This window comes from Halomonas sp. PAMB 3232 (genome assembly GCF_031954225.1).
Taxonomy (GTDB): Bacteria; Pseudomonadota; Gammaproteobacteria; order Pseudomonadales; family Halomonadaceae; genus Vreelandella.
Genome location: NZ_CP134865.1, coordinates 3,439,096 through 3,452,665 on the forward strand (window position 1 = coordinate 3,439,096; position 13,570 = coordinate 3,452,665).

A 13,570-nucleotide genomic window follows, 5' to 3' on the forward strand; every position below is an offset into this window, starting at 1 on the left:
ACCCGCGCTTTAATAGCGCGTCAGGGGCCCGGCGAGCGGCGTTCGCCTGTCACGCGTTCGTCACCTGATTGTCCCGTCGCTGTCATCGTCTCTTGCCACACTGGGAGCACACCTTGGGCAGGGGACGAAAGCGATGCGGCTTTGTATTGTGAGTGAAACCTGGGCACCGGATATCAACGGTGTGGCCCATACGCTCAATCGCCTGGCCTGCGAGCTCGACCGCCTGGACGTTCAGGTCGATGTCGTGCGCCCCGCCCCGCGAGCCCAAAAGCCGCGATCGACAGCGGGGGAAGAGCTTCAGGTTTACCGGCTGCCGCTACCCGGCTACGCCGAGGTTCAGGTGGGCCTGGCAACGCCTGGAATGCTCACGCGATTCTGGAAAAAGCATCCACCGGATGCGGTTTATCTCGCCACCCAAGGCCCGCTGGGGCTGGCCGCCCGGCGGGTAGCGCGCAAGCTCGGCATCGTTTGCGTGGCGGGCTGGCACACCAACTTCGACCACTACTGCCATGACTACGGCATCGGCTGGCTGAGCGCGGCGACCCTTCGCTACCTGCGTCACTTCCACAACGGCTGCGCGCTGACGCTGGTGCCGACCCACGCCCAGGCCCGCACCCTGCACAAGGCGGGCATTCGCGATGTCAGCGTGCTCTCCCGCGGGATCGACGGCGAGCACTTCTCGCCGGCCCACCGCGACGACACCCTGCGCGATCAGTGGGGTGTGAACGAGCACCAGAGCGTGGCGCTCTACGCCGGGCGACTGGCGGCAGAGAAAAACCTGACGCTGCTGGTCGAGACCTTTCAGGCCATGCGCGAGGTGCGCCCGGACATGGCGCAGGTGATCGTCGGCGACGGCCCGGCGCGGGCGCAGTTGCAAAAGGCGCTCCCCCAGGCCCACTTCACCGGCTTTCTGGATCAGCCGAGTCTCGCTCGCCACTACGCCAGCGCCGATATCTTCGTGTTTCCCTCGCTTTCCGAAACCTGGGGTAACGTGATCACCGAGGCCATGGCCAGCGGCCTGGCGGTAGTGGCCTTCGATCACGCCGCCAGCGCCGAGCTGATTCGGCACGGCCATAACGGCCTGAGTATCGCCCCCGACGACCCCAGGGGGTTTCATCAGGCCGCCGCCGAACTCTGCCAGCACCCGGCCGACTACGCCCGTCTGGGCCGAACGGCCCGGCTCAGCGTGCTGGAGCACAGCTGGAGTGGCATCGCCGAACAGTTCAAGCGTTACCTGCATACCGCCCAGGAGGCACATCATGCGCTCTCGCCCGCTTGTCGCATTCGATCGTCTTGATACGTGGGAGTGGCGCTTTTGCCAGCGCGTCACTCGGCTTTCGCTGAACCCGGTGTGGCGGCGCGTACTGCAAACCGCCAGCCGGCTGGGCGATTGGCCGGTGTGGGTGGCGCTCATTGCCGCCCAACCCTGGCTCACTCCAAATGGCAGCCAGCGGATGCTGCAGTACAGCGCCATCGCGCTGCTGGCGCTGACGGTGTACCGGCTGATCAAGACCCGGCTTTGCCGCGAGCGCCCGTTCATCACCTATCTGGGCGGCGTTCACTGCGGCGAACCCGCCCGCGACCGCTACAGCTTTCCAAGCGGGCACACCATGCACGCGGTGATGTTCAGTGTGATGGTCGCCGCCCACACGCCCTGGCTTCTGGTCGTCGTGTTGCCGTTAAGCGCGCTGATCGCGATTTCGCGAGTAGGGCTTGGGCTTCACTACGCAAGCGATGTGCTGGCGGGCGCGCTGATCGGCTACGGCTTTGCGCTGCTCAGCCTTTATCTGGTGCCCTGATAGCGCTTTGATTAAAAAACCACTACGGTTAACTCACTCGGAGTGCTTACGTATTCTTTAGCGACGTCGGCGCCTATCCTGCTCATCAGGGAGTGATGACATGACCATGACCGTCGGTGACCTCTTCGTTGCGCTGGTCCTCATTGGGCTGGCGCTTCTACTCAGCAACGCCCTTCGCCTGAAAATCGGCTGGCTCAGACGCCTTTTCCTTCCAAGCTCCGTGATCGCTGGCCTGCTGCTCCTGCTGATGGGCCCGGACGTGCTCGGCCGCTTCATGCCCGAGGTGTTCGAAGAGAGCGCGGGGCTTTTTCCCGCTTACGTGCAGGAAAGCTGGGCATCGCTGCCCGGGCTTTTGATCAACGTGGTGTTCGCGGCGCTGTTCATCGGCAAGACCATTCCCGGCATTAAAACGATCTGGATGCGCGCCGGCCCCCAGGTCGTGGTGGGACAGACCATGGCCTGGGGGCAATACGTGGTGGGGCTGTCACTTGCGCTTTTGGTACTGGCCCCGGTGTTTGGCATGAACCCCATGGCCGGAGCGCTGATCGAAATCGGCTTCGAAGGCGGCCACGGCACCGCCGCCGGCATGGGCGACACCTTCGCGGAGCTGGGTTTCGAGGAGGGCGCGGATCTCGCGCTCGGGCTTGCCACGGTCGGGATCGTCTCTGGCGTACTGATCGGCACGCTGATGATCAATATCGCCGCGCGCCGCGGCGTCGTGACGCCAGAAAAGCAGCAAGAGGAGGGAGCGCCAGACGAGACCCTTCGCGACGAAGAGCGCCCCTCGGCCGGTGAGTTCAGCGAATTCAAAAAGGATCTGACCCAGGAAGCCGGCACCACCGACCCGCTGAGCCTGCATATCGGGCTGGTCGGGGTGGCGATCGTGATCGGCTGGCTGCTGCTGTCCGGGCTTCGATGGATCGAGCAGGTGACCTGGGCGCAAAACGGCGGGCTCGAAATTCTGGCTCACGTACCGCTTTTCCCCATCGCCATGATCGGCGGGGTGATCGTACAGCTGATCGTCATGCGCTTTAATCTGGAGCGCCATGTCTCCACCCGCACCATGTCGCGTATCGCGGGAACTGCGCTTGATTTCACCATCGTGGCGGCGCTGGCTACACTGTCGTTGACCACGCTCAGCGAGTACCTGATTCCCTTTTTGCTGCTGGCCTTTGCCGGCATCGCCTGGGGGCTTTTCGTGCTGATCGTGCTGGCGCCGCGCATCATTCCCCACCACTGGTTCGAGCGTGGCATCGGCGACTTCGGCCAGTCCATGGGGGTCACGGTAACGGGGCTTCTGCTCATGCGTATGGCCGACCCCAAAAACGAGTCCGGCGCCCTCGAAAGCTTTGGTTACAAGCAGCTGATGTTCGAGCCGATCGTGGGTGGGGGGCTGTTCACCGCCGCCGCCCTGCCCCTGATCGCCGAATTCGGCGCGCTCGCCGTCTTGATTCTTACCACCGTGCTAACGCTTGGCTGGCTGGCGTTCGGGCTTCTGTACTTCGGGCGCATGGTACCTGATCGCGGCAGGGGGCGCTGGCAAGGCGATCAGCGCTGAAAAGCGCCCAACGAAACGACTGGCGCCCGCAAACGCGGGCGCCAGTCGTTGAAAGTGGGTAATGGCGGATAAAAGAAAATGAAGGCTTACTTGAGATCCGGCGGGAGGTCGTCGAGCTTTTCCTGAGCCGTTCTGGATGAGGTCTTGACCATGACGTAAACACCCACCCCGGAAAACCCTAAAAACAAAATAAACATGACGAACATGAGAGCCATTGCCATGACGCTTGTCCCTGAGTAGGCAGCTGAACGTTGACGTTTTCTAGCTGCTGGGTTGGTTTATCCCTGAGGATAGACCAAAACGGGATACCCATCCGTATAAAATTTTATACAGACACTTCCCTACCACCACTCGATGAACAAATGCGTATAAATATCAGATCATTAGCACTTTCCTGTGAACGCAAAAAAGCCATCTCGTAAAAACGAAATGGCCAGTTTGCATCGCCGCCGCTCCCTGGCCGTGATGTCGGCGCCGCCTTGCGCCGATAAGAGTGAGCAGACTAGTGTCCGTAAAAATCCGTTTCCCTTTGGCTCCATGCCATCCTGTCTCTTCTGTAGCCTGCTCAAACCGATTAAGCTTTACTAACTCATTGCGGCAGCTCTTGCCTTGATGCTGCAGGGAGCGGGCCAACATCGAATAAAAAGCAATAAAACTCTTATTTATCATAACCCTGAAGCATCGAACTGCTTTACACCATCGAACTCAACAGTGCCTATAACGGCTTTTAATCTGTATAGATGTGGCACATGCGACAATAACGACGGCCCGGCACGACACGTTGGCTCAGTGCCGAGCGGCCTTTCGATTTATTCGCAGTAAGCCGTGATCTCAAAGTCGCATGGATGTTCGCGCGTTCACTTGGCAGCCCCCTACTGATCAGACTCGAAAAGCAGCGGTTTTAGCCGCGCTTTTCGATGCATGAAAGCCGTAAGTTTTGCTTACCAAAGCGGGCATTGCTGGCTAAAGTTAGCCAAGGCAGCCTTTCAAATGAGGCGGCCATCGCCCGGCTCCATGCGCCTGCCGGTAAAGGCTTTTCGCACAACGACTATTTTTAACGACGGATACACACCAATGAAACGCTCTATTGCTTTGGGTCTTTCGCTTTTGATGACGCTTCTCATGGTAAGTGGCTGCAATACGTTCCAGGGAATGGGCCGCGATATCGAACAGGGAGGCAAGGTCGTTCAGGACGCGGCGGAGGATTAATGCTGACCCATGTCTATCTATCCCACGGGCTCGAAAGCGGGCCCGAGGCGCTGAAAGTACAGGCGCTCAAGCGCGTGGTGGAAGCCCGTGAGGATTGCGAGGCGGTCGTGATGGACTACCGCGACCAGCCAAGTCATCAGGCGCGCTTTACTCACCTGCTGGCGACGCTTGAAACCCGCGGCGACGACCCGGCTCACTGCATCATGGCCGGGTCGAGTCTGGGCGGTTTTTTGAGCGCCGCCGTCAGCCAGCGCCACCCGGTACTCGGGTGCTTTTTATTGGCGCCGGCGCTCGGCATGCCGGACTACCCTGAAACCACGGTTACGCTTGGCGCCCGCCACACCCACATCATTCACGGCTGGCGTGACGACGTGGTGCCTTGTGAGCCGGTGATCGAGCACGCCCACCGCCAGCGGCTGTCGCTTCGCATGGTGGACGACGACCACCGCCTGCACGCGAGCCTTCCGCTGATTCTGCGCGATTTCGAGCAGTTTCTGGCGCTTTGCCAAACAGCGTAAGCCCTCACCTTACGTCACGTATCGGTCTGACGGCATGCCAAGCGGCTCGCCTCAAGCCTCGTCGGCCAGCGCCGGCAGCAGCGTTTTCAGCTTGCGGGTGAGCGTGTTGCGCCCCCATCCCAAAAGCTCGGCGGCCTCGCCCTTGCGCCCGCCGGTATGTTTGAGCGCGGTTTCGATCAGGATCCGCTCGAAATCCGGCACCGCCTCCTCCAGCAGGTGCGTATGGCCTTCGGCCAACGCGTGATCCGCCCAACCACGAAACGCGCTGCGCCAGTCGCCCTGCGCGCTGACTGACGAAGCGCCCACGGTGCGAAGTTCCGGCGGTAAATCCTCGATCAGAATTTCGCGGCCCGACGCCATGACCGTAAGCCACCGGCAGATATTTTCGAGCTGACGCACGTTGCCCGGCCAGTCCAGTTTGGTCAGGTGCGTTTCGGCATCAGAAGTGAGCACCTTGATGTCCGTGGCGAGCTCCTTGGCAGCTTCGGCGAGAAAGTGGCGCGTAAGCCTGGGGATGTCCTCGCGGCGCTCGGAAAGCCTGGGCAGGTGCACGCGAATGACGTTCAAGCGGTGAAACAGATCCTCGCGAAAACGCCCTTCGTCAACCAGCGACTCCAGGTTCTGGTGCGTCGCGGCGATGATGCGCACGTCCACCTTCACCGAGGTGTGCCCACCGACGCGGTAGAACTCGCCGTCGGCCAGCACGCGCAGAAGCCGCGTCTGGGTTTCCGCGGGCATGTCGCCGATCTCGTCGAGAAACAGCGTGCCGCCGTTGGCCTGCTCGAAGCGCCCCTGGCGCAGGGCGTTGGCGCCGGTAAAGGCGCCCTTCTCGTGGCCGAACAGCTCGGATTCGATCAGGTCACGGGGAATGGCGGCCATGTTCAGCGCGATGAACGGCTTGCCGGCCCGAGGGCTGTGCTGGTGAAGCGCCTGGGCGACTCGCTCCTTACCGGTGCCGGATTCGCCGTTGATCAAGACGGTGATATGCGAGTGCGACAGCCGGCCGATGGCGCGAAACACCTCCTGCATGGCGGGCGCTTCGCCGATGATCTCGGCGTTGAGCCCCTCCGGCACGCTCACCGGGCGCTGGCGCTCACGGGCGTGGGCCACGGCGCGGCGCACCAGCGCCAGCGCCTCGTCCACATCGAAAGGCTTGGGCAGGTACTCGAACGCCCCGCCCTGGTAGGAGGCCACGGCGCTGTCCAGATCCGAGTGGGCGGTCATGACGATGACCGGCAAATCCGGATGAGCTTCACGTACGCGCGACATCAAATCCAGCCCGTCGATGCCCGGCATGCGGATATCGGTGACCAGCACGTCCGGCGGGTCGTTCAAAAGCCGCTCGAGGGCGGTGTCGGCGCGTTCGATACATTCCACGTCAAGGTCCGGCTGCGCCAGGGCGCGCTCCAGCACCCAGCGAATGGCGCGGTCGTCGTCGACGATGATGACCCGTGAAACATCGGCGTGTGTCGTCTCAGTCATGACGCGTCTCCGGTAAGAGGATTAACCAGCGGAATTAAAAGACGAAACTCAGTCCGTCCCGGGTGTGAGTCGCATTCGATCAATCCGTGATGTTGATGCAGAATCGACTGAGCGATCGAGAGGCCCAGGCCGCTGCCTTCCGCGCGCCCGGAGACCATGGGGTAAAACAGCGTGGCGCGCAGGGCTTCCGGAATGCCGGGGCCGTTGTCGATCAGGCCTACCTCGCTGACCAGCCGGTGGCGCTCCGCGCCCAGGGTGAACTGGCGCTTGGCGCGGGTGCGCAGCACCAGCTCCGGCGCCTCGACCCGGGCTTCGGTCATCGCCTGCACGGCGTTGCGCGCCACGTTCAGCACCGCCTGAATCATCTGCGACTCGTCGCCGGAGAGCTCTGGCAGGCTCGGGTCGTAGTCGCGGGTGATGGTCACCGTCGGGTGTTCGGCCAGCAGCAGCGCCCGCACCCGCTCCAGAATCTTGTGAATATTGACCGGGGCATAGCGAGTCATACGATTCGGGCCGAGCATCGAATCTACCAGGTCCTTCAGCCGGTCGACCTCTTCGACGATGATACGGGTGTACTCGCGCAGCGCCGGATCATCAAGATCGCGCTCCAATAGTTGGGCGGCGCCGCGAATACCGCCCAGCGGGTTTTTCACCTCGTGGGCCAGGCCCCGAGCCAGCACCTTGATGGTCTCCTGGCGGGTCGTCAGCGCCTCCTCGCGGGAGATCTGCATCAAACGGTCGCGGGGTTCGACTTCCAGCAGCAATTCATCCGCCGAGAGCGGCGTGACCGTGTAGTCCACCGTGAGCGGCTCGCCGTTGAGCGGCGTAATGCGCGCCTCGCGCTGGGTGTAGGGATGAAAGGCGTCGCGCGCCTTGGCCAACACGCTATCGACGCTTTCGCCGCAGCCCAAAAGGGTATCCAGGCTCATGCCCTTCACGCGGCTGATACTCACGGCCAACAGCGCTTCAGCGGCAGGGTTCATCCAGCCAACGCGCAGTTCACCATCCAGCAGCAGTACGGCGGTGGTGAGATGTTCGAGTAAACGCTGATACATGGCGTGTCCTGAGGGGCCTTGGGTAAGTCGCGTGACGCTGCGAGGTTCAAACGTTGGGTCGCAAGCGCATGCACTGAAAGTGCAAAAAGCGCGCCAATCGCGCATCGATCGCGCCCCTGATGGATTAATCGCCTCAAGGCGGCGCAAAACGATGCGCCATTGCAACGCGGCGTAAAATTCACACGACGCTAATGCACTATTTTAGTGCATATTATCGCGGCGCGACGATGATACTCACCGCTTCGGTGCGGTGCTGAACCCGCCCCTGGCTGTCGAGCAGCTCGGCTTCCAGCCGATGCGCCCCCTGAGTGAGCCCGGTGAGCCAGAAGGCGTCGCTGTGTAGCGCCGACTGGCTGATCTCGCCGTTCACCAGCAGCCGAATCTGGTGATCCTCGCGCAGCGGCGGTTGAACGCGCACATCCACCGGCGTCATCGTGTCGTCGAGCCGCGTGCCGGGCGCCGGGCTTTCGATCGCGAACCGGTCATAGGGCATGAAGGGCTGACCGGGCCGCGCCTGGCTGCGTGACGGCGGAGGCGGCGGCGCGCCTTGCACGCTCGGCAGTGGCGCCAGCGTCACGGCCTCGCCACCGCTTTCCGGGTTGTCGGTGTAGGTCACCCGGCCGCTCTCATCGACCACACGGTACACCGTTTGCGCCTGGGCCGGACTTTCTGCCAGCCACAGCGTCAGGCTCCCCGCCAGGACGCAAAGCATTGGCGCTTTGGCCCGGCGCGCCCACCGATCGAATGTCGCTTTCATGGCGATTCCCCCATAAAAAAACCCCGCCGAGGCGGGGTTTGGAGCCAATACACCTCGAAGGTGAGGTGGGCCGCTGCTTAGCAGCTGTAGTACATGTCGAACTCGATCGGGTGTGTGGCCATGCGCATGCGCGTGACTTCTTCCATCTTGAGCTCGATGTAGGCATCGATCATGTCGTCGGTGAACACGCCACCTTCGGTCAGGAACGCGCGGTCGGCGTCGAGCGCTTCCAGCGCCTGATCCAGGCTGTTGGCGACGGTCGGTACGGCCTTGCCCTCTTCCGGCGGCAGGTCGTACAGGTTCTTGTCCATCGCGTCGCCCGGGTGGATCTTGTTCTTGATGCCGTCGATACCGGCCATCAGCATCGCCGCGAACGCCAGGTACGGGTTGGCAGTCGGGTCGGGGAAGCGAGTTTCGACACGCTTGCCTTTCGGGCTCGCGGTGTACGGAATGCGGATGGAGGCAGAGCGGTTACGCGCGCTGTAGGCGAGCATGACCGGCGCTTCGAAACCCGGCACCAGACGCTTGTAGGAGTTGGTCGACGCGTTGGTGAACGCGTTCAGGGCGCGAGCGTGCTTGATCACACCGCCGATGTAGTAAAGCGCCATTTCAGAAAGACCCGCGTACTCGTCGCCGGCGAACTGGTTTTCACCATCCTTCCAGAACGACTGGTGCACGTGCATGCCCGAGCCGTTATCGCCCACCAGCGGCTTCGGCATGAAGGTGGCGGTTTTGCCGTAGGCGTGCGCCACGTTGTGGATCACGTACTTCATTTCCTGAACTTCGTCGGCCTTCTTCACCAGCGTGTTGAACTTCACGCCGATTTCGTTCTGGCCGGCGTTCGCTACTTCGTGGTGATGCACTTCGACGGACTGGCCGATCGCTTCCAGGGTGTTACACATCGCGCCACGAATGTCGTGGAAGCTGTCGACCGGGGGTACCGGGAAGTAGCCGCCTTTCACGCGCGGGCGGTGGCCAAGGTTGCCGCCTTCAACGTCGCTATCGGTCGCCCAGGCGCCCTCTTCAGAGCTGATCTTGAACATGGAGCCCTGGATATCGGTTTTCCAGTGTACCTGATCGAAGATGAAGAACTCGGGTTCCGGGCCGAAGAAGGCAGTGTCGCCAAGGCCGGTGGACTCGAGGTAGGCTTCAGCGCGCTTGGCGATGGAGCGCGGGTCGCGATCGTAGCCCTGCATGGTAGCCGGCTCGATGATGTCGCAACGCAGGATGATGGTCGCGTCTTCGGTGAAGGGGTCGAGGAAGGCGGTGCCGTCTTCGGGACGCAGAATCATGTCGGATTCGTTGATGCCCTTCCAGCCTTCGATGGAAGAGCCATCGAACATTTGGCCGTTTTCAAAAAACTCTTCGTCGACGTCCCGTGCCGGTACGGTGACGTGCTGCTCTTTACCGCGCGTATCGGTGAAACGCAGATCTACCCACTTGACTTCATTTTCTTCGATTAGCGCGAGCGTCTTGGCTGACATACTGTTCTCCGTCTCCGGTATGAGCGTGGCTTAAAGCGTGTACTGTAAGCGATCGATTAAACGTATTGTTGAACAAAGCCGTCGTACGCAACGTGCGTAAGCCACGCCTTCGTTGTTTGTTCGCGTGATAGGCGCTGACTCCCGCCCTGACACCTGCGATTCAAGGTAAACCGGCTCTCGTTGTAGCACGCCCAAAAGCGTTTGCCTACGACGCCAGCCGTTGCCTTTTAGTAAGCATGTAGCGTGCCAACTTTGCACCAATATGGCATGCCCTATAACAAGACACTGTTTTGAAAAGTTTTTTCAATTTATTGGCGGTGCAACCTCGATGCATAACGCGGTTGGCTCGCTTCCAGCCTGCGCCCACAAAGCGAAAAACGCACCACAAACGATCACTCAGTTAAAATTTGAACCAAAAAAGTGCATAGCTGTTGATGAAATAGCCAGAACGAAACAATCAAACGCCTTTGCGCCTAAAAATGATGCGTGCCACCGCCTTTCGATAAGGCGATTCCACGGGGCCTCTAATGAAAAAGGCCACAGGTGGCCGATTGCCGACATTACAAACTACACTAAGCTCATCATTCACCCGGTAAAAGGACCCGCAGAATGCATCAACACATCGAATGGGACGACCCAGGCAAAACCAGCGTATCGGAATACTTCAAGAACGACCCGAACCACGACGCCCCCCGCCGCGGCGACATCCTCTCCGCCCGTTACCAAAACCGTATCGTGCGGGTGAAGGTGGAAACCTACCGGGAAGACGAAGGGGTCAGCGTTGGCAGCGTCGCCGCCATCCTCGACGCCCACGGCCACCGCTTCAAAACCCACGGCAAACTCAGCCTCGACGACATCGTCCGCCTGCCCGATGACAAGCGCGCGATGGAACACTGGGATGAGGGCGAGAAATAACGTTAAGCTTCCTTCTCGCTAGTATGGCCCCACCGTTTGAGTGCTTGGATTCCTTGAACGGTGGGGTTAATCCTTTAACAGGTTTTTACAAGCCAAAGTAAAAACTCAAGTCCTTGTCCGTATTAAATTAAATACTTTAGATTACTTACCTCGTTTCAAGCTTTCTAGATCAAGTACTATCGACTTTTTAATTGCCCTGGCTTCCACCGTATTACATTTTGCATCCATCGTTTCTGCATGCCATTTTTTATACTTAACTTTAGGCATATAATTAGCGACGCCACATAAAAAACCATCAGGTAAAACGGTACTTTCTCAGCGCTGTCCGCATTAGTCGAGGTTCAATTTTTCGAGCTTCTTATGATCACTGAGCCATTCTAAACCACGTACCACTACCCTTAAAACCATCTGAATGATACTAAGTACTGCTTCAAGACCTAGCATGGTTCGTTTTGACGAGTGACATTAAATTTTACTTCAAGATAGTACCTGACGCACTCTGGTGAATAAAAATGAATGCTCGCCAGGTCCATGTTATTTCGCTAGATACTCAAACCCTCGAATCGTTGAAAGAATTTCGTTCATAGACAGATCAGTAGTGTGTAGTCTTCTTAGGACAAAAATTCCACCACTACGTATTGAGCGAGAACATGACTAAACTGGCGCTCCTGAAGATGGCTTTGAACGAAGGCTAGTGAAGCTTGGCATGCTGTATCTCAATTTTTATACTCATGGAGACTCAGCTCGCTCATAAGGAGACGGGGGTGGCTGGGGGTATACAATTAAGCGCAATACATTGATAATCGGCGTTTTGTGATGCAGTGATACTTAGATTAATAAGACGCGCTTTAAGTAGAAATGACAAAGAATTGGCACGAGCAACTTAGCATGCTAAAAAAAGCAAAAGAAATGAGTCGTAAGTCACTTACAGCACTTTGCGTTAAATAAAATATTTTCTCACCTACTTCTGCATGCGTATATGCTATTCTCAACCACGCTTACTGGATATAAATATATGGAAATTAATATCAGTAAAAAAAACAAGCTTTATTTTGACAGGAGCAACTACTCTTCACACACCTTCTCTTTTTTAAGATCAATGCACAATGTTGGAAAAAACTGTCTTCTCATATATTTCTCACATAACCAACCAAGAATTAAAAGTGATTCGACAGAACTGGCTTTAATGCAATCTATTGTTTTTACTGTACGAGCACTTGAAACTTTCACAAGAGATTCTTTCATAACTTGTTTAGTAAACATAGACGGCTTCGAAGAAGAAATTTTAAAGAGAACACATGAAAAATACACAGAATATATCAAGGAACTTAGAAGTGAGCCTTATATTCTGCATGAATATTTAGCCTCGATACAGAATTTTCAAAACTTAGATGGAGTTAAAAAAGCTTTTTATCCGTTATACAAAAAGAATTTTCTTACGGTTATTGACGAATATAACACACATGCTTTTATATTCGAAAATGAAACAAAATTAGCACAACTATCTATGATTACTTACTTTAAATCTTGGAGGACATCACTGAAAAAACTATATGATGAAAGGCATGAAATAACTCACAACGCAAACCACAAAATCTCTTTAGATTATGATGACTTCATTAAGCTTTTTAAAACAGCACTTATGTTCGGTCAAATCATTGGAATTATAATTGGTGCATTAGCAAGCACTGATGACACACCAAGTAGTGGACAGGTTCTAATTGAAGCTCCTTTGTATAAAATAATGTGTTGGCGACATTTCCTAATGCATGGAGAGCCATCATTAAGCGAGTTATTCGAAAAAGTTAAACACTATAAAGACGAGAAGAAACTAGCAAGCATAGGTCCTTTTGTATTTCAAGGAATGGAAATTCTTCAGTGTGATTTTGGCAATGACGCATTATTTGATAAAAAAAATGTTTCCCATATTATTGAGATTTCAGAAAATGGTGATTTTAGAATTAAAAACATAGCAAGTATTTAAAAGAGCTATATGGACGGTCAACTCGTCAGCTTAATATTTTTTGCTTAGATGCGGAGGTTACTCTCGATATGGCCATTAGGAACCAAGAGACTCAATAACTGACCAAGCTTTTAGTGGAAGAAATACAGGCCTGTGAAAATCGGCATCTTATAAAGTGAGACCGCAGAGTTAGCTTGGCCGTAAGAATGATTCTGTGGCGTCTTTTGAACCCCCTTCAGCACTTCCAATGGTCACGCTTAAGATGGGCCTCCCATGAAAAACCAATCCCTTATCTTTTTTATCCCATATATTTTTCACACTTGGTCTACGGCCAAAATGTGATCAGCTTAAGGTAGGCCCCCTTCGCTAAGGGGCGGAATATACTCCGCTTAAATTACTGCATATAAATGAAAAATAAGAAAGGGTTCACTATGACCAATACCTACAAGAAGCTCGTCAAGCGAGTGAAGCGCAAAATCGGCAGCCCAAAAGCTAAAGCAAAGAACTGCGCTAAGCTTCAGTATCGTCCAATGTACGTTCTCTTGCACAATAACTGGTGTGTCGAAGCGCGCTCACAGGGGACCAAGGACTCGGCGTAAACATGATTTACCCACCCGTCAGACCCGAGGTGATGTTAGCAATGGTGAATATTCTTGTAGCGCGATTCGCTGCCTTCATCGGTGACGTACTCGACCCGGCCGCCGTTGACCAATACGCGACAGTGCTGCAGGTAGTAAAGATTGGCCCGCTTCGAGTGCAGGATGGTCTTCAGGTCATTCGACGAAACGTCATCCATGGGGCGCCCCTAAGTCTTTTTCATCATCTAACCA

General features: G+C 56.7%; 13 protein-coding genes. 7 read left to right on the forward strand and 6 right to left on the reverse strand.

All coding sequences use genetic code 11. From position 1 onward, the window contains the following. The first annotated feature begins 133 nt into the window (after positions 1 to 133). The 3 genes from RN346_RS15745 to RN346_RS15755 all read left to right on the forward strand — a co-directional run bounded on the left by RN346_RS15745 (position 134) and on the right by RN346_RS15755 (position 3,357). Positions 134 to 1,297 (forward strand): glycosyltransferase family 1 protein, encoded by a 1,164-nt coding sequence (locus RN346_RS15745; protein ID WP_311961679.1) that lies wholly within the window; start codon positions 134 to 136, stop codon positions 1,295 to 1,297. After that, positions 1,260 to 1,799 (forward strand): phosphatase PAP2 family protein, encoded by a 540-nt coding sequence (locus RN346_RS15750; protein ID WP_311958899.1) that lies wholly within the window; start codon positions 1,260 to 1,262, stop codon positions 1,797 to 1,799. The genes RN346_RS15745 and RN346_RS15750 overlap by 38 nt, the downstream gene beginning before the upstream one ends. Before the next feature lie 100 nt (positions 1,800 to 1,899). Beyond that, complete coding sequence (locus RN346_RS15755; protein WP_311961680.1) at positions 1,900 to 3,357, forward strand: sodium/glutamate symporter; 1,458 nt, start codon at positions 1,900 to 1,902, stop codon at positions 3,355 to 3,357. A gap of 86 nt (positions 3,358 to 3,443) precedes the next feature. Here RN346_RS15755 and RN346_RS15760 read toward each other — a convergent pair whose 3' ends face one another. Further along, a complete protein-coding gene (locus RN346_RS15760; protein WP_263585869.1) occupies positions 3,444 to 3,578 on the reverse strand; it encodes a hypothetical protein in 135 nt (44 codons plus the stop codon). 853 nt (positions 3,579 to 4,431) lie between these two features. Here RN346_RS15760 and RN346_RS15765 point away from each other — a divergent pair. Then, the gene (locus RN346_RS15765) at positions 4,432 to 4,566 is read left to right on the forward strand and encodes an entericidin A/B family lipoprotein (RefSeq protein WP_263585868.1); all 135 of its coding nucleotides are present in this window, start codon (positions 4,432 to 4,434) and stop codon (positions 4,564 to 4,566) included. Between the two features lie 2 nt (positions 4,567 to 4,568). Then, a complete protein-coding gene (locus RN346_RS15770) occupies positions 4,569 to 5,084 on the forward strand; it encodes a YqiA/YcfP family alpha/beta fold hydrolase (RefSeq protein ID WP_409335804.1) in 516 nt (171 codons plus the stop codon). A gap of 51 nt (positions 5,085 to 5,135) precedes the next feature. On the opposite strand, the gene ntrC is transcribed toward RN346_RS15770, so the two are convergent. From ntrC to glnA, 4 genes are all read right to left on the reverse strand, one after another. After that, positions 5,136 to 6,566, reverse strand: a complete 1,431-nt coding sequence (gene ntrC / locus RN346_RS15775) for a nitrogen regulation protein NR(I) (RefSeq protein WP_263585866.1) — start codon at positions 6,564 to 6,566, stop codon at positions 5,136 to 5,138. Continuing rightward, on the reverse strand, positions 6,563 to 7,621 hold the full coding sequence (gene glnL / locus RN346_RS15780) for a nitrogen regulation protein NR(II) (protein ID WP_311961682.1): 1,059 nt from the start codon (positions 7,619 to 7,621) through the stop codon (positions 6,563 to 6,565). Before glnL ends, ntrC begins: the two co-directional genes overlap by 4 nt. Before the next feature lie 211 nt (positions 7,622 to 7,832). Beyond that, the gene (locus RN346_RS15785) at positions 7,833 to 8,378 is read right to left on the reverse strand and encodes a DUF4124 domain-containing protein (RefSeq protein WP_311958901.1); all 546 of its coding nucleotides are present in this window, start codon (positions 8,376 to 8,378) and stop codon (positions 7,833 to 7,835) included. A gap of 77 nt (positions 8,379 to 8,455) precedes the next feature. Beyond that, positions 8,456 to 9,862: a glutamate--ammonia ligase gene (gene glnA, locus RN346_RS15790; protein WP_263585863.1), complete on the reverse strand. Its 1,407-nt coding sequence runs from the start codon at positions 9,860 to 9,862 to the stop codon at positions 8,456 to 8,458. 609 nt (positions 9,863 to 10,471) lie between these two features. Between glnA and RN346_RS15795 the strand changes: the two genes are divergently transcribed. Next, positions 10,472 to 10,777 (forward strand): hypothetical protein, encoded by a 306-nt coding sequence (locus RN346_RS15795; RefSeq protein WP_263585862.1) that lies wholly within the window; start codon positions 10,472 to 10,474, stop codon positions 10,775 to 10,777. A 1,015-nt stretch (positions 10,778 to 11,792) separates the two neighbouring features. Beyond that, positions 11,793 to 12,761 carry a HEPN domain-containing protein gene (locus RN346_RS15800; RefSeq protein WP_311961683.1) on the forward strand — a complete coding sequence of 323 codons (969 nt, stop codon included), beginning with the start codon at positions 11,793 to 11,795 and terminating at the stop codon, positions 12,759 to 12,761. A 613-nt stretch (positions 12,762 to 13,374) separates the two neighbouring features. Here the strand turns inward: RN346_RS15800 and RN346_RS15805 are convergent. Then, a complete protein-coding gene (locus RN346_RS15805) occupies positions 13,375 to 13,536 on the reverse strand; it encodes a hypothetical protein (protein WP_263585860.1) in 162 nt (53 codons plus the stop codon). Positions 13,537 to 13,570: the final 34 nt, after the last annotated feature.